We start from the raw sequence: 16,732 nt of genomic DNA on the forward strand, positions 1-16,732 counted from the left end.
TTTTCTCAAGTTTTTCCTTAACTTCCGGCGGAATTTCATTTTTAACCATTGAGGTATCTTCAGAATTATGAGTTTTTTTTTTGGCCATTGATTTCACCATATAGTTCTAATTCAGAATATAACGGATATTTAAAAAGGTTGCTAATAATTACACCGCAACTTTTATAAATAAACTATTTACCCTATTTTTATAGATTTTTATAGATTTTTATAGATTTATAACTAAATATTACAAAATGGCGCTTTTAAAGAAAATTTATGGGCAAAGTATCAATGATTTGGATAGAATAGTTAGATTGGGCTATGAACAAGCTAAGCAAGTATCAGGTTCAGACCTTGAAATTGGCGCTGCAATGAGCGCAAGTCCGGGAGATTTAGTCTTATCATACGCAGCACTTAGCCACGCAGGCGTGCAAAAGGATGAAAATCGAGAAGTCAGAGAAAAAGCTGATTTGATTTTTGATATTGTTGATGAATTTTTGGCAAATAACGGATTAAGTATTTCACTATACAAAGCAACTGGTTATACTGAAGTTGAACAAAGAGCAGCTAAAGACAAAGCTAAAGATAGGGCGAATGAATTATTAAAAAAAATAATAGAAAGGGTTGTTAAATTTTATCCAGACCAAAATCTTGCTGCAGCTGCACAGACTACTTTTGATTTTAGAAGCCAAGACCATGAAGGGATGCTGTATGAAAAAACCGGGTTAGATTGGAGACAATTAGTTGAACAATTAAGCCATTTAAGTAACTTATCTAGAGATAATCGAGACTTTCAAAGATTTGTCAGGTATATTGCGCAAAACTCGCCCGATTCTAAAATACAAAAAAGAGCTTTAACTTCAGAGTTTGGTGAAAGCTATGAATGGAATCCGTTACTTGAAAAAGAAGTCAAAGGTTTTGTGAATGCGTTAGGCTATAATTTGTCAAGTCAAATATATAATAATGGTGAATTATGGTCATTATTAGATACGATTGTCGGGCATAGTACATATGATCTAGCATTCGATTTTGAGAGAAGTATTCAAAAAATTGGAAACAAATCTTGTTTAGATTCATTTGTTGGCAGTATATCTGCTAATGATGCAAACATTTTTTTATCAAAAGAGGATGTAAGAAAAATGTCTAAAGAGGATATCGTTAATTTTTATGCAAAATTAAATCATAACGAAGTAAATAAAGAGGCAGGTAAGGAATCAAATGAAATAAGAAAAACTTATCATGCATTGATTAAAGAGGCTTTAAATGGCAGAGAAAAACTTGCAAATAAAGAAGAAGCTGAAGCATTAGCTGATAAGTTATTACAAACATATATTAAAAAAAGGTGGGAAGTTGCAGGAGGCAGTGATAAAGTTGATGCTGCAATGAAAATGTATAAAGAAGACAGGAGTTATGCAACTGTTATATTAACCAGAGATGTAACAGGAAGGGGGCATGGCAAAAGAGAATTTATTAAACAGTTAGCTGAATCAAATGATTTGCCTGAAGATCAATCTGTTAATCGTATTATTGAAAGTCTTGTAAGGGCTTCTGTCAAAGCACAAATTTCTAAAAGAAACCTTGAAGAAGAAGTGCAAGAACGCGCAATGGGTGATAAAGATAAAGATACTGTTAATATAGCGCAAAAATTTGCAAATGCAATGGGTTACAAGATAAATGAAGACGCCGAAGTGGGCGCTGTATTCGGAATAGTGGGCAGAACTATGTACCAAATGAGTTACAATATAGGGGATGATTTTAATAAACTTTATAAAAAATCATCAATTATTAATCCTTAAAAATGGCGGGTTCATCTTTACAAATGGAAAAAATTTCTCAGGGTGCGGAAGCAGTAATTTACAAGGAAGGCAATTTTATAATTAAAGAGCGTATTGTTAAATGTTATAGATTGCTTGAAATTGATGACTCTTTAAGGAAGTTCAGAACAAGAAGAGAAGCCAAGATTATTGATAAATTAAATGAAATAGGTATTTGCGCGCCTAAGCTTATTTCAATGTGCGACAAAGATATGAAAATTAAAATGGAATTTATTGAAGGAATAAAATTGCGTGATTGTTTAACTGTTAAAAGCGCTTATATGATTGGAAAAACTTTGGCTCAAATGCATATTAATGATATTATTCATGGCGATTTAACAACTTCTAATATGATATTAAATAAAGACAAACTTGTCTTTATAGATTTTGGGTTATCTTTTTTTTCTAGCAAAGACGAAGATAAAGCTGTAGATTTGCATTTACTTGATAGGGCGCTTGCTTCTAAACATAATGATATTTATGAAAAATCTTTCGCTGAAGCAGTGCGGGGTTATTCTGAAAATTATCCCGGTTCAAAAACTGTACTTAAAAGACTTGAACAAGTTGAACAGCGCGGTAGGAATAAAGGAAAGTTTTAAATAATCTTATACCTATTATTTCCTTATGAGTATATTTAGCCAATTCAAAAATCTTTTGGGTGTTTCTGGCAATAAAGATAAAATTGATAATCTTAAATCAAATTTTCTTGACTTGTTATTACAAGTAAATAAGTTATTGGAAGGATTAAATAAATTAATTCTTTCAAAAAAGAGCCCACATTTTATTGAAGTAGATAAAATTGTTAAAAATATTAAAACGTTAATTGAACCACTTAGGGACGTATTGGTTAAGCTTGTCGGGAAGAGAAATTCGATTTTAGCGGATATTGAAAAAGAATATGATCAATATCAACAAGATAATGATTTGGAAAGATTAAAACGCATTGATTCACTAGTTTATCTTTATATTTCCGATTTACAGAATTTTTTAGGAAGTTTTATGGAGATTGAAAATACTCATTATGTCAGTCTTAATGCTAAAACATTAAAAAAGGATATTTTAGAGATAGAAATTTTATTAAATTCTTTAATCAGGGAATCTAATAAATTTAGGATATCCTTGGAACAAGAAATCAAAAATAAATAAAAACAAAATTAGGATTTTGCTCCTAATTTATATCTTAATCTTGTCCTTGTTTCTCTTCTTAGGTTTTTACGTTTAGCTACTGCACGCATACTTGGTCTCATTTTTTCGGTTCCTTTGCCCGTATGTCTTAAACCGCGACTTTTTCTTGCTGCGCTTGTAAGACCTCTAAACGCTCTGCCTTTTTGAGCAACTATTTGGCTATAGTAAGCATCATTTTTAATTACAGGGTGTGATTTATCCAATAAAATAACTTCAAACCAATAATTTTTACCATCTTTTCCTACCCAATATGAATTAAGAACTTCGCAGTTTGCCTTATATTTTCTTGCTACCCTTTGCTCAGCAACTACTTGGTAACTTTTTTCAAGGTCAACTCTTGATTTATAGTGTTTAGACTTTCTGCCCTTGCCAACTCTTGAGAGCGAATGTCCTCCGCGTAAAACTCTTTGTCTGATAATTAAAATTCCCGGTTTTGCCTTATAACCCAAAGAACGCGCCCGGTCTAATCTTGTAGGTCTTTCAATTCTAACAGTAGAGGGTTGTCTACGCCATTTGATTAGCCTTTGTTTATTTATTTCGCCTAAATTTTCTTTAGGCTGTTTCCAGAGTTCCCTTATGTATTTGTATAAACTCATTTTTATTTGCCTCCGTTGTTTTGCTATTCTTGGATAATCTCAAGACTGGAATTCAGGCGAGCAAGCCCACATCTTCTTTTATATCGTGTTGACCGCACCAGTTTATAAAGGTTACGGTTATTGATTTTGTTCATTTAAGGCACTTTGTCCTAATTATCAATTATAATTATAATTCATTGAGATTGTAGTTAACAATTTTCTATTATTCATATCTGAATTTTAATTATTTTTAATGATTGCGTGTATTTAGATTTGCCAACAAATTAAATATTTTTTATGTAAATACAATAAAATTTCGATAGGGGTAACTGAATGTATGAAAATTGAAGCAACGCTTAAATAATGGCGCTTTTTGTCCATATTTTATGAGAAATTATATTATTTTGGCCGGAATACTTATATTATTATTTTTATCAAGCGCAGTTTATAGTTTGAATAATGAAAAGGATTCGCCATTTAATCACATACCTGAAAATCAAATAAAGGTATATAATGACAAGATTGTATTAACTATTGAAAATGCGCACTGGGCAAAGTTTGCAGATACTAATTCTATGGACCCTGTTTTTGATATTGAAGCAAATACCATTGAGATTAAACCTTCTCTCCCAGAACAGGTCCATATTGGTGATATTGTATCATATAACTCGGAATTATTGGACAATATAATTATTCATAGAGTTGTAAATATCAGTTCAGATGAAATTGGCTGGTATGCAACGTTTAAAGGCGATAATAATTTGTTTAATGATCCTGAGAAAGTCCGATTTGGACAGATTAATGGTCTTATAGTGGCTATTATTTATTAGAGCTTGAAAATATTCTTATTAATTTTTTTAATAAAAACATAATTGTTTCTGTCCGTATATAGATTACTTTCCGGACGGTGTCTAAAATATAAACATTTATAAAGTAAAATTCCCATAATTAAATAAAAAAGGCAGGTAAAAGGTAGATTTATGTCAAAATCTTCAAATCGTAAATTTTTGTATTTTGGTAGTTTAGGAATATTTTTGTATGTGGCTTATTTATTACTTAAACCATTTATGGTTGCTATACTTAGCAGCGGAATTATAGCATATATTTTTTATCCATTATATCAAAAATTATTTAAAGTTTTAAATAATCAGAAAGTAGCAGCATTTTTAGTTTCAACAATTATTATTTTATTGGTGACAATACCTTCGATATTTTTATTAAACAGTTTAACCAAAGAAGCATATATAATTTATACTTTCGGGATTCAAAATTTGAATGTGGCGGAATTAACGACTTGTGATAGTCCCAGTTTATTATGTGATGTTAAGAATTTGTTTGGAGATCTTGAAACCAGATATTATCTTGAACAGGCATTAGATAAGGGTACAAGTTATATTTTAGAATTCTTTTCAAGATTAGCGCTTTCTTTACCCGCAATTTTATTAGATCTATTTATTATACTTTTTATAACATATTATTTGTTTATTTCTTCAGCGACATTAACTGAAAAAATTTATGAATTTCTTCCATTCAATCGGAATCACTTAAAATTAATTTCAAAAAATTTAAATGACGTAACTTATTCGATTATTTATGGTGTATTTATTGTGGGCATACTTGAAGCATTGTTAGCTATACTAGCTTTTGCTTTAATCGGAATGCCGTCACCAATTTTTTGGGGACTTTTAATCGGTTTTTTAGCATTTATACCTTTGATTGGTCCGGCCGCGATATGGGTGCCGATTTTACTTTATCAGCTATATTTTGGAGTTTATTGGAAAGTATGGGTAATTTTAATTATTGGGGTCTTTCTTTCATTGATGGATACATTCCTTAAACCTATTTTTATCTCTGGCAGGACAGATATTAATCCTGCTTTGATGTTGTTAGGGGTTTTGGGAGGCATAAATTTATTTGGGATAATAGGAGTAATACTGGGCCCATTAATACTTTCATTTTTCTCTGTATTGTTTAAAATATATATGCAAGAAAAAATAATTATATGAAACTAATTGTAAAAGATATGGATATTGCAACAGGGGGCATTCAAGTAATTTTAATCAATCAAAAAGATGCTGTTAAACTTGACCTTCATCATGGAGACAGGGTTATAGTAAAAAAAGGCAATAAGAAAACTGTTGCAATAACCGACATAGCCGAAAGTAAAAAAGCCGTATCCCCAGGGCATATAGGATTATTTGAAGAAGTTTTAGATACTTTAAATGTTAAACAAGACGCAATCGTAACCATTGATTTAATTGATAAACCGGCCAGTTTAGTTTCTATCCGGAAAAAATTAGATAAAAAAGAATTAACTAAAGAAGAGATAAATGGCATAGTAAAAGATATCATTTCAAATAATTTAACCGAGATAGAATTATGTTATTTTATCTCTGGATGCTATACTAATGGGTTATCATTGGAAGAGACGGGGGCGCTTGCAAAAGCAATTGTTGATTCAGGGGAAATTTTAAATTTTTCTAATGGTTTAATATTTGATAAACATTGTATAGGGGGGGTGCCGGGAAATAGGACTACAATGGTGGTAGTTCCCATATGCGTTGCTGCAGGTTTAAAGTTTCCAAAAACTTCTTCGCGTTCTATCACTTCTCCTTCAGGGACTGCAGATACAATGGAAGTATTGGCACCGGTATCAGTTAAATTAACTAAACTTAAAATAATTATGAAAAAAGTAGGGGGATTTATTGCATGGGGCGGGGGCATGGGTCTTGCGACTGCAGATGATAAATTAATTAGACTGAGACATCCGTTAAGTCTGGATCCGCAAGGCATGCTTTTGGCAAGTATCTTGGCGAAAAAAGCGGCAGTCAAGGCGACTCACGTGTTAATTGACATCCCTGTAGGTCTTGAAGCAAAAGTAGTTTCTGAAAAAAAAGCAAAAATACTTAAGAAAGATTTTACAATGCTTGGAAAACATTTAGGCATGAAAATTAAAGTAATTTTAAGTGATGGGAAAGAACCAATTGGTCACGGGATTGGCCCTAATCTTGAAGCAAGAGATGTTTTATGGGTTTTACAAAACGATATCAAAGCTCCTTCGGATTTAAAACGTAAATCTTTATATGTTACAACTTTAATTTTGAAAATGGCCGGTGTTAAACGGCCTAAAGAGACAGCTCGTGTTATGTTAGAATCAGGTTTAGCGTATAAAAAAATGCAGGATATGATCCGGGCTCAGGGAGGTAATCCGTATATTGATCCCAATAAGATTAAAGTTGGAGAATTCAGTTACAAAGTGTTGGCCCAAAAATCAGGTAAGATTAAATATTTGCATAATAAAAGGATTGCGAGGATTGCAAGAATTGCCGGCGCTCCATTGGATAAAGCAGCGGGCATTTATTTAAATTACCATGTAGGTTATAATATTAAAAAAGGCGAAACTGTTTTTATAATCTATTCTGACTCAAAAGAAAAATTAAAATACGCGATAACTGAATTAAATAAAAAGCCAGTTTTTGAAATTAATTAATCTTTTCAAGTGAATGGGCTATATTATTATAAAATACACTCATTTTTCACCAGTCTTTGATTGGCGGTTATTCGGTAGTCAAAAGCTCGTATTTATAGCGGGTTGACCGAACCGAACATGACATTGGTCTGTGACGGGGGTCTAAGAAATCAGATTGGGCGAAGCAAGCTTTTGACTTTTTAATTGCAATTCTATTATTTGGATATTTATGTAGTTTAATTTAATGTGTATTGTTTAGAAGTTTCAGGCGGTTTTATTAGTTAATAAGTTCATGTAGGGTAACAAATAAGTTAACTTTATAAATCTCTAATTCTATAATATCATATTATGCTAGTTTTAAAATCAAAAAAAGGAGTATCGCCTTTAATTGCTACAATCTTGTTAATTGCTTTTGCAGTTGCATTAGGCGCAGTTGTAATGCAGATTGGTTCTGGTTTAGCTGGAGATGATTGTAGTGCGGATTTACAGATAAGCACTCAAGGTTTTATTTGTTTCAATGACCAAAATGTTCAACTTAACTTAAAAAATTCAGGTAACTCTGAACTTGCAGGAGTAAGTGTTTGGGTTCATGGCAGTAAAGATGGAATTAAAACAAAAAATTTTGGCGATACAATTGCTCCAAACAGTTTACTTAATTTGGCAGTTGAGTATGATATAACAACTTATGGTGATATTGAAAATGTGGAAATTATTCCTAAATTTAAAAAAGGCAGTGAATTAGTTTCTTGTGATGGCGCAAAACTCAATATACAGTCAATTGCCACATGTTAATAGTTATTATTAAAAATGGTAGAAATTAAACTTGATTTAGTAAAATCTCTTGAAGAAAATGCTTCTTTTTATTTTGAAAAATCTAAAAAATCAAAAAAGAAAATTGCAGGCGTGCTTGGGATTTTGCAAAAAAATATTGATAAATTGAATTCTATTAAACATAAAGAATCAAAAAAAGAGATTTTGGTTGAAAAATCTGCCCGGAAAAAGTATTGGTACGAAAAATTTCGTTGGTTTTATAGTTCAGAAAATTTTTTAGTAATTGGTGGCAGAGATGCTACTACTAATGATATCATTGTTAAGAAACATATCGAAATAGGGGATTTAGTGTTTCATACTGATATGGCCGGATCGCCATTTTTTATTGTAAAATCGGAAGGTAGAGAAATAGGGGATATCACCAAAGAAGAAACTGCTCAAGCTACTGCTTCATATAATTCAAAAGCGTGGAAAGCCGGGCTTTCTACTTCAGATGTATTTTATGTAACCCCTGGCCAAATTTCTAAGCAAGCGCAATCTGGCGAGTTTCTAGGGAAAGGTTCGTTCATGATCCGTGGTAAAACTACATACCTGCATCCAAAGTTAGAGTTGGCTATTGGTTTGAAAGATAAAGAGATTATTGGGGGGCCTGTAACCGCTATAAAAGTTAATGCAGATAAATATATAATAATCACACAAGGAAAAGAAAAATCAAGCACAATTGCAAAAAAGATTAAATCTAAATTTAAAGCTGATGTTGATCTTGATGATATAATTAGGTTTTTACCTGCGGGTGGTTGTGATATCCAAAAATAAGCTTTGACATACTTCATCCATAAAGAATATTATATTACAAATATAACTCAAAATAATAACCTTTTTATAGATATTATATCAATAATATTTACTAAGTGGCTTATATATGGTAAATGTATTCTTTGAAGTTGGTATAATAATTATTGTTGCAACTATTTTAGCATATATTGTTAAATTTTTTAAACAACCTTTTATTCCAGCATATATTTTTGCAGGACTTTTACTTGGACCCATTACTGGCTGGGTAACTAACTCGGACACTATTACTCAAATTTCAGAGATAGGCATAGCATTTTTATTATTTATTGCCGGTCTGGAGATTGATTTTAGCAGGTTAAAGAATGTTGGTTTGGTTTCAACGTTAGGCGGGGGGTTGCAGGTTTTATTCTTATTTGTAATGGGTTATGGTATTGGTTTACTTTTTGATTTTAGCAAATTAATCTCGGTATATATTGGGCTTATTTTAGCATTTAGCAGTACTATGGTTGGTGTAAAACTATTATCTGATAAGCGAGAACTTGATAGTTTACATGGGAGAATTGTAATTGGTATGTTGCTTACTGAAGATTTTATTGCAATTGCAGCGTTAACTATATTAACAACACTAAATAATTTTAGTTCAAGTTTACTTATTTCTTCAATCTTCAAAGGAATTGCTTTAATTGGCGTGTCTTTTATTGCAAGCAATTATTTATTTCCACAACTTTTCAAATCAACGGCAAAGTCTCAAGAACTTTTATTTCTGGTTTCGTTATCGCTTTGTTTCCTATTTTCATTTTTATTTTATTTAGGTGGGTTTTCAATTGTAATTGGGGCATTTATTGGGGGCGTGGCGTTAGCTAATCTTCCATATAGTTATGAAATAATAAGTAAAGTTGTGCCTTTAAAAGATTTTTTTTCGACAATATTTTTTGTTTCACTGGGTTTACAGTTGACATTTGGAGACCTCAATATTATTTTTTTACCTGCCGCAGTTATTACAATCTCAGTTTTAATAATTAAACCATTATTAACGATGACTACTTGCAGCATTTTTGGCTATAAAAAACATCCGGCATTTTTTACATCTTTAACACTTGCCCAAATAAGCGAATTTTCATTGATAATTGTTGCGCAAGGAATTTTATTAGGCCATATAGGGACAGAAATTTTATCTTTAACAACAATGGTCGCAATTTTCACAATAACTTTTACATCATACTTTATGGAATATGGTGAAAAAATGTTTAAAAAATTAAAAAATTATCTAAATTTATTCGAACGGTTTAATTTAACAAATCAGAATTTAGAATATATTCCTAATAAAAGAAAAAAACATGATGTTGTAGTTTGCGGTTATAATCGGATAGGCTACGGAATTCTAAAATCGATTAGTAAAAATACCGATTTTGATAGGACGTTAGTTGTAGATTTCAATCCTGAAGTGATTAGGTACCTAATTGGCACAAATATGCCTTGTATTTACGGTGATGCGGGCGATTCAGAAATACTTGAACGTATTAATCTCAAAACTATTAAAATGTTGATATCCACAATTCCAACAATGAGCACTAACTATTTACTTTTGCATAAATTGAGGGAAATTAACAAGAAAGCTTTTGTTATTGTAACGGCCGGTCAAGTTGATGAAGCTTTAAAACTTTATAATCATGGTGCAGATTATGTTATAATGCCCCATCTGATAGGTGGTGACCATGTAGGAAATATTATTCAAAAAGTTAATAATGGCACACTTAATCTGAAAGCCCATAAATCCAAAATTATTCATGATTTAAAGGAACGTCAAAGTCTTGGCCATGAGATGAGTATTAGATTTAATTAGCGTTAGTTTTATAAATAAATAACATTATTCTCAATATATTATGAAAGGGTTAATCTTAACAGTATTGATTATTTTATTTTTGGCAACATTCAGTGGATGTACCGTTTGTAAAGCGCCAACTATAATCGATAATGAGAATGGCGGCTGTTGCAATGATTTTAACGATGATTATAAATGCGATGCCCCTTTAAATACAGATATAGGTGAAAATAATATGAATCCAACCGTAACAATTGAAACAACGCTAGGCACAATTAAAGCTGAACTTTTTCTTGATAAAGCTCCAATCACAGCAGGTAATTTTATAAAACTTGCAAAAAAAGGTTTTTATAATGGCATTAAATTTCATAGGGTTATTCCTAACTTTATGGTTCAAACCGGAGATCCGCAAGGTTCGGGAATTGGTGGACCGGGTTATAATATTAAGGATGAGTTTAACCCTGATTTAACACATGAAGGTCCTGGCATTTTATCAATGGCAAATTCGGGTCCTAATACCGGAGGCAGTCAGTTTTTTATTACTGAAGTATCAACGCCATGGTTAGACGGTAAACATGCAGTTTTTGGGAAAGTTATTGAAGGCATTGAGGTTGTTCATGAAATTGCAAGTGTTGGACGTGACGGGCGCGATATGCCTCTTGAAGATGTAGTAATGAGTAATGTTACTATTTCAGAATAAACTTTAGCATCTTTTTGTGAAACAATTAGTATCTTTTTATGAAGCAAACCTTAAATACTACTTTTTCTTTTTTTATTAACGTTATGGATTTAAACGAATTAAAAGTTAAAGCGCATAGTCTTGAACCAGTGATACGGATTGGTAAAAACGGGATATCTGATACAACAATTAAAGAGATAGTTACAGTTCTTAAAAAACGTAATCTCATCAAAATCAAACTTTTTAAATCATCTTTAGAAACAAAGAATCGTAAGCAGATTGCCAAGGAAATTGCTGACAAAACCGGCAGCAATTTGGTGCAGGTTACAGGTTTCATAATTGTACTTTATAAAAGATAAACGAAATCTTTAATAATCTTAATTTGTTGATATATTAAATGAATGATATAAATTATATTAAAATAGATATTCAAAATTTTATTAAAACATTAATTACAGAAAAAGGGGGGTGGGATGATTTTATTAAAACATCTCCTAGTGGCGCAGTTGCTCTCTCAAAAGAAATTTCAGAAATGCACCTGGTATGGTCAAGGTTTCTTTATCTGATAAATGATGAAATTTTAGGCGAACTTGTGCCTTCAATGCTTTTCAAAAGCAATGAAGAAAAACAAACAAAACATCATATTTTATTGCTCGAAATTTCGTTTAGGGCACTTTGTGCGTATAAACTTATAAAAACCGCTTTAGGTTTAATAGCAACATCAAAAAATATAGATGAGGTGTTTAATATTTTTATTGATAGGGTTTTGAAAAAAGTCATGAGTGCAAAAGGCGTATCAGATGCGGATGTAATTGAGTACTATGCAGTCAATCATAAAGAGATGCTGGTTCAAGAAATAGAATATTTAAAAAATATTGCAAAAAACGGCGTATATAAAAGTGATCACGCATTAAAAGCTTTAAAAGAGATTAGTTTTTAATCTGCTAATTCCTTAGTGTATTCAGTAGTGGTTTATAATTATTAGAAATTGTTTGTAATTAGCAGAGTCTGAACGAGCGACTCTAGGCGAAGCCGAGTATGCGGCCGATCTATTAATCGGTAGTGGTCGCGAGTGATCGAATAAATTAATTATATAGTAAGTCTTAAATAACCAATTCTTTATTTGGATAATATGAGCTTTCAAAAGATATTACAGGTGGAAAAACATGATTTTTACATTGATTTAGCTTTTGCCAGCGCCACAAAGGCAGCAAAAGCAATGAAATCCAAACATTTCAAATTGCCTCGGCATGAGATAATTCGGAAAGTTGAAATTACAAAATTAAGTGTCATTAACAGACTTGTTTCTGAGCATTTGACTAAATTAGCAGACTCGTTTCCAGATATCGATTTATTGTCTGTATTTTATTATGAACTAATAAGATCCACCTTAGATATTGGCTTGTTTAAAAAATCAATTGCGGCCCTCAGATGGATAATTAAAACCTCTGATACACTTACAACTAAATACGTAGGTATAGTTAATCAGACAAAAAATCCAGACAAGATGATGCAATACCGCCGAGAATATTATGGGAGGATATCTTCACTGTTTAAGCAGACTAAAGAAACATTTGTTTTTTTACACGAGGCAAGAAAAACGTTTAGGTCATACCCCATTGTTAAAGATATGCCAACAGTTGCAATTTGCGGATTTCCGAATATTGGTAAAACAACTTTGCTTTCCAAACTCACTAGTTCAAAACCCGAAATTGCAGATTATGCTTTTACAACTAAAAGCCTTAACATGGGTTATGCGGAAGTCGGTCATAAAAAAATTCAATTTATTGATACGCCTGGAACTTTAAACAGGTTTGACAAAATGAATTTTATTGAAAGACAAGCATATCTTGCTGCAAAATATTGCGCAAATGTGATTATTTATATTTATGATTTATCTGAACCATACTCTTTGAGGGATCAACAATTATTATTGCAAAAATTTAAAGAATTTAATAAACCTATCATTATTTATTTAAGTAAAACAGACATCCTTCCTAAAGAGATAGTTTCACAATTTAAAGGAGATAAAGATATTATATTAACTATCAAAGAATTAAATTCTAGAATTTCTACACATATTAAGGAATTGGAAACTAAAAGTTAAGATGTATTAAAATTTTAATAAATGAGTTTTAAACCACTTTTTGAATTTGTTCATTCACTGCAACTTTGAACGTACATGGGAATTTACATGCTGCTTTTTGTAAAGCTTTTTTTGCTGTCGGTAAATGGGTTTTTTGGTCAACACCCACACATATTACCGTTTGACCTTTTCTAATCTGCGCAGCAGTGCTAATTGTTTTACCAAATGCCGCGCTCATACCTTGACTTGTTCTGTCTGCGCCGGCGCCGCTAGCTAATGCATTTTCTCTTAAAATATGGTGCGGGAAAGTTTTAATTTTTAAGTGGAATTGTGTTTTTCCGATTCCGTTCTCTAAAATTCTGGTGCTAGTAACTCTTGCAGATTCTAAAGCATTGTGCCTTATTTGGAGGCTTTTGGTTGAAACAAGATTAAGCATGTAATTATATGTATCAAGTTGTTTAGCTGTGTTTCCAGTATCAAACTTAACAATAACCATATGTGGCCTAGCCCTAACAAACGCTTTGCTTCGATATTTAGAAATCCTCGTGTAAGCTCTTTCAATCCTTCTATAAGCATTAGCTTTTCTTAATTTGGCCATTTTGACACCTGGTACATCGGTTCTTACGTTCTCTACCTGCCGAATTTGATAATTCTACTGATTAGATAACTTTTCTTAACCTTTTTAGTAAAAAACACCACACTCCTTTATAAATCTTTCTTCTTGTTGCACAGTAAAGTAGAAACAGTACATCAATATAGTTAAAAAACGGAAATAGGGCATTAGTTAAACAGAAGTGGGACATTAGCTAAAGAGAACTGTTCATTTGACAAAATGATAGAAAAAATATATTATTATAAATCAAACAAAAATAATGTACTTTAGGGATATTGATTGGTTAGATCCTCTAAATATCATTATTTTATTAAGGAATGAAGATAAAACTGACAACAAAATGTTGGAACTTTTGGGGTTCCAAATAGGGAAAGTAGTTTTGTAGTAGTTACAAGAATGAGGACAGTTCGACAACAATTTAAAGCTTGGGCAAAGGAATTGGGTATAAAGTGCCACTACACAGACAAAAGTAACATTAATGCGGTTTAGTTCAATTCTAGAAAATATAGTTTATTTATTGGACGCTTTATCCATTAAAAAGTAAAGTTATATTCCCCATAATCCTCTTTAATACCCGATATAGCTTTAGATTCAGAGTATAATTCTATATGCGCCAATACATTAATTTATTCCTCGCTTGGATATAAATACCCTGCTACTCTGCAGCGATTAGCGAGTAATGATTGAAAATCCGTCTTGAAGATTTGTCTAATACCAGCCCAGATATAGTCGAGATAGTAAATCTTAGGATTTTCAGTTTATTTTTAGAGATTGATTTAGTTTTTGGATTAGTTTTTTCTATCGCGTCTTTTGCAGTTTCAAAATCCATTCTATTACCATAATAGGTTAAAGAGTTTCGCTTAAATCTTATATTGTCAAATATTTTGTATAAATCCTCTCTTTTAAGCTCATCTCTGATATAATATCCTAAACAAATATGATTTAAAACATTTAACCCTTTAGAAAAACATATTGCTTGGAGCATTTCCATAATTGAGGTATAATAATCTTCAAATACAAAATTACAGTTTTTCTCATTTATTTTTGTGATTAGGCTTATTCTTTCTTTTGCTGTAGCAATTAATGAATTTGCCCTTGCCTGATCAGGAGTCTGCTTTTTTGTAGAACCAATTTCAATACAATCCTGAAAATTTTGTTCTTTCATTTTAAAATCTCAATAAAACCATTTAGAGATACTCCATTTATAATATTGTTGATTAAATCCTTACTTTTTATTTCACTTATTTTTTTATGCTTGAATATTTGAATTTTCCTTTTTAGTTTTTTTTCAAATTCGGTAGGTTTAATTTCTCTTTTTGAAGGGGTTTCAATATATAAATCGATATCACTGTTTTCAATATCTTCTCCTTTTGAATAAGAGCCAAAAACAATTAACGATGGATTGCTTAATTCTATTTTTAAAAATTCAACTAAACCTGAAATATATAATGACTTTATATTAAATAATTTTTTGTCTAAGAGAAAATTAGGATTAGTTTTATCTGCTATGTAAAAAACCACATTTCCCACTTTACTTATTGTAAGTATGCCTTCTTCTTTTAGTTCCTTGCAATATCTTATAACTGATGGAAGTGGAAGTTTAATGTTTTTTTCAATTCCTCTTACTCTTAATTTAGAGCTAGGATTAATAAAAAAGTATTCTCTAATTCTCTCTTTGATGCTGATATTTTTTATTTTCATATGATTATTAATAATGTCAACTGATATTTAAAATTATCTATTACTTAACCTTATTTTACCTCAGTATATCCTATTTACCAAACATATCCAACCTCAAAATATCCTTTTTGTCCATTTGGAGGACCGCATGGTTTTGATACGGCATTATGTGAATAAGGAGCATTTAATGAAGGTTTTGCAACTGCATTTTCAATGGCTGTGAGAGACGAAGCTACTTTCCAAATAAATAATCATTTTTATTTAGAAGACCTAAGTGAATTTAAAAGTCAATTAAGAAATTATAAACCAAGTTCTCTAAGTGAGGTAACTTTAGCTATGATCCTCTGGGACATCATTGATAACGCTTCTAGCACAGATGATTCTCCAAATGTAGATGATGATTTTATTAGTGACAGATTTGATTTAATATTTGATACATTGAATTGGTCTCAGCTTCAAACAATATTAGAATTTTATGATAAATGGCTTTTATTATCTAACGAACATAAAGAACTAAAAAATGAATTATATCCGATTTATAGGCAGAATGGATTAAAGAAATCAACAGAACTTCCGCAATATTATTTTGATTTTAACCCACTAACCGGTATAAGATTTATTGCAAGGCAGTCAGGTCCGCATAATAACTGGCCAACGTTTCACCACGACTTGAGAAGAACCGGCTACACTACTTTACAAGGGGATTTAAATTATCCATATGCTCATGATGTGGGCGTTACATTAAACTTAGATATTCCGGCAGGAAGTTATGATAAAGTTGTAGGAGACGATATTGATAATAATGGGGGTAATGGTCATGTTCAATTTTAAATTAAATCAAAAAGAAATCAATGATTATATTAGCATTCATTAGTTTTATAGTGTGGTTTGTTGAACCTTATTTTGGGATAGATTATGTTGGTTTGATTTTAGTTGTTATATTAGGTATAATAAAAGGAAAAGATTTCTCTCTACTTTATTTAGGGTTTTTCACTTTGCCATTTCTATGCATTTTATTAAATTGTATCCTTTATTATGTTTATCTTAAATTTCTGCCTAAAAGAATAATTTTTGAAATAGGGTTTATAATAGTGATTATAATCTTATTATATAGGTATGCTACAATTAGGGGAATGGGGTTAACCGGATGAAGAAAGGATCATTTTTTATTACCGTTTGGGTTTAATACCCCGCAGCTTGCTGCGGTAACTTAATAACCAAAAAGGACTTTCATTTCCAAATGGAAGTAAAACATGCCAGT

The 16,732-nt window shown here is 31.3% G+C and carries 19 protein-coding genes; 15 read left to right on the plus strand and 4 right to left on the minus strand.

Annotation, left to right across the window (positions count from 1 at the left end; genetic code table 11):
- The first annotated feature begins 236 nt into the window (after positions 1-236).
- The 3 genes from J4418_01400 to J4418_01410 are packed head-to-tail and all read left to right on the plus strand — an operon-like array spanning position 237 to position 2,942.
- On the plus strand, positions 237-1,778 hold the full coding sequence (locus J4418_01400) for a hypothetical protein (protein MBS3112721.1): 1,542 nt from the start codon (positions 237-239) through the stop codon (positions 1,776-1,778).
- 23 nt (positions 1,779-1,801) lie between these two features.
- Complete coding sequence (locus tag J4418_01405; GenBank protein MBS3112722.1) at positions 1,802-2,395, plus strand: Kae1-associated serine/threonine protein kinase; 594 nt, start codon at positions 1,802-1,804, stop codon at positions 2,393-2,395.
- A 25-nt stretch (positions 2,396-2,420) separates the two neighbouring features.
- Positions 2,421-2,942 carry a hypothetical protein gene (locus tag J4418_01410; protein ID MBS3112723.1) on the plus strand — a complete coding sequence of 174 codons (522 nt, stop codon included), beginning with the start codon at positions 2,421-2,423 and terminating at the stop codon, positions 2,940-2,942.
- A gap of 8 nt (positions 2,943-2,950) precedes the next feature.
- Here J4418_01410 and J4418_01415 read toward each other — a convergent pair whose 3' ends face one another.
- Positions 2,951-3,577: a 50S ribosomal protein L15e gene (locus tag J4418_01415; protein MBS3112724.1), complete on the minus strand. Its 627-nt coding sequence runs from the start codon at positions 3,575-3,577 to the stop codon at positions 2,951-2,953.
- A 365-nt stretch (positions 3,578-3,942) separates the two neighbouring features.
- Here J4418_01415 and J4418_01420 point away from each other — a divergent pair, with 365 nt between their 5' ends.
- The 10 genes from J4418_01420 (at position 3,943) to J4418_01465 (ending at position 13,199) form a co-directional block, all read left to right on the plus strand.
- Positions 3,943-4,386 (plus strand): hypothetical protein, encoded by a 444-nt coding sequence (locus J4418_01420; GenBank protein MBS3112725.1) that lies wholly within the window; start codon positions 3,943-3,945, stop codon positions 4,384-4,386.
- Between the two features lie 150 nt (positions 4,387-4,536).
- On the plus strand, positions 4,537-5,562 hold the full coding sequence (locus tag J4418_01425) for an AI-2E family transporter (protein MBS3112726.1): 1,026 nt from the start codon (positions 4,537-4,539) through the stop codon (positions 5,560-5,562).
- Positions 5,559-7,046 (plus strand): thymidine phosphorylase, encoded by a 1,488-nt coding sequence (locus J4418_01430; protein MBS3112727.1) that lies wholly within the window; start codon positions 5,559-5,561, stop codon positions 7,044-7,046. Before J4418_01425 ends, J4418_01430 begins: the two co-directional genes overlap by 4 nt.
- A 327-nt stretch (positions 7,047-7,373) precedes the next feature.
- Positions 7,374-7,817, plus strand: coding sequence for a hypothetical protein (locus tag J4418_01435; protein ID MBS3112728.1), 444 nt, complete (start codon positions 7,374-7,376; stop codon positions 7,815-7,817).
- 15 nt (positions 7,818-7,832) lie between these two features.
- Complete coding sequence (locus J4418_01440; protein MBS3112729.1) at positions 7,833-8,612, plus strand: DUF814 domain-containing protein; 780 nt, start codon at positions 7,833-7,835, stop codon at positions 8,610-8,612.
- 106 nt (positions 8,613-8,718) lie between these two features.
- Positions 8,719-10,434, plus strand: a complete 1,716-nt coding sequence (locus tag J4418_01445; GenBank protein MBS3112730.1) for a cation:proton antiporter — start codon at positions 8,719-8,721, stop codon at positions 10,432-10,434.
- A 40-nt stretch (positions 10,435-10,474) separates the two neighbouring features.
- On the plus strand, positions 10,475-11,113 hold the full coding sequence (locus J4418_01450) for a peptidylprolyl isomerase (GenBank protein MBS3112731.1): 639 nt from the start codon (positions 10,475-10,477) through the stop codon (positions 11,111-11,113).
- Between the two features lie 83 nt (positions 11,114-11,196).
- On the plus strand, positions 11,197-11,451 hold the full coding sequence (locus tag J4418_01455) for a YhbY family RNA-binding protein (protein ID MBS3112732.1): 255 nt from the start codon (positions 11,197-11,199) through the stop codon (positions 11,449-11,451).
- Between the two features lie 38 nt (positions 11,452-11,489).
- Entirely contained in the window at positions 11,490-12,032 is a 543-nt protein-coding gene (locus J4418_01460) for a hypothetical protein (GenBank protein ID MBS3112733.1), read from the plus strand.
- Positions 12,033-12,224: 192 nt separating this feature from the next.
- The gene (locus tag J4418_01465) at positions 12,225-13,199 is read left to right on the plus strand and encodes a 50S ribosome-binding GTPase (GenBank protein MBS3112734.1); all 975 of its coding nucleotides are present in this window, start codon (positions 12,225-12,227) and stop codon (positions 13,197-13,199) included.
- Positions 13,200-13,227: 28 nt separating this feature from the next.
- Here the strand turns inward: J4418_01465 and J4418_01470 are convergent, their stop codons facing one another.
- The 3 genes from J4418_01470 to J4418_01480 all read right to left on the minus strand — a co-directional run bounded on the left by J4418_01470 (position 13,228) and on the right by J4418_01480 (position 15,492).
- On the minus strand, positions 13,228-13,776 hold the full coding sequence (locus J4418_01470; GenBank protein MBS3112735.1) for a 50S ribosomal protein L16: 549 nt from the start codon (positions 13,774-13,776) through the stop codon (positions 13,228-13,230).
- 670 nt (positions 13,777-14,446) lie between these two features.
- Positions 14,447-14,956, minus strand: a complete 510-nt coding sequence (locus tag J4418_01475; protein ID MBS3112736.1) for a hypothetical protein — start codon at positions 14,954-14,956, stop codon at positions 14,447-14,449.
- Positions 14,953-15,492 (minus strand): nucleotidyltransferase domain-containing protein, encoded by a 540-nt coding sequence (locus tag J4418_01480; GenBank protein MBS3112737.1) that lies wholly within the window; start codon positions 15,490-15,492, stop codon positions 14,953-14,955. Before J4418_01480 ends, J4418_01475 begins: the two co-directional genes overlap by 4 nt.
- Positions 15,493-15,684: 192 nt before the next feature.
- Here J4418_01480 and J4418_01485 point away from each other — a divergent pair, with 192 nt between their 5' ends.
- Together J4418_01485 and J4418_01490 are read left to right on the plus strand one after the other, a co-directional pair.
- Positions 15,685-16,302 carry a hypothetical protein gene (locus J4418_01485; protein ID MBS3112738.1) on the plus strand — a complete coding sequence of 206 codons (618 nt, stop codon included), beginning with the start codon at positions 15,685-15,687 and terminating at the stop codon, positions 16,300-16,302.
- Between the two features lie 20 nt (positions 16,303-16,322).
- Positions 16,323-16,622 carry a hypothetical protein gene (locus tag J4418_01490; protein ID MBS3112739.1) on the plus strand — a complete coding sequence of 100 codons (300 nt, stop codon included), beginning with the start codon at positions 16,323-16,325 and terminating at the stop codon, positions 16,620-16,622.
- The last annotated feature ends 110 nt before the right edge of the window (positions 16,623-16,732 follow it).

Source organism: Candidatus Woesearchaeota archaeon (assembly GCA_018303425.1).
GTDB lineage: Archaea > Nanobdellota > Nanobdellia > Woesearchaeales > JAGVYF01 > JAGVYF01.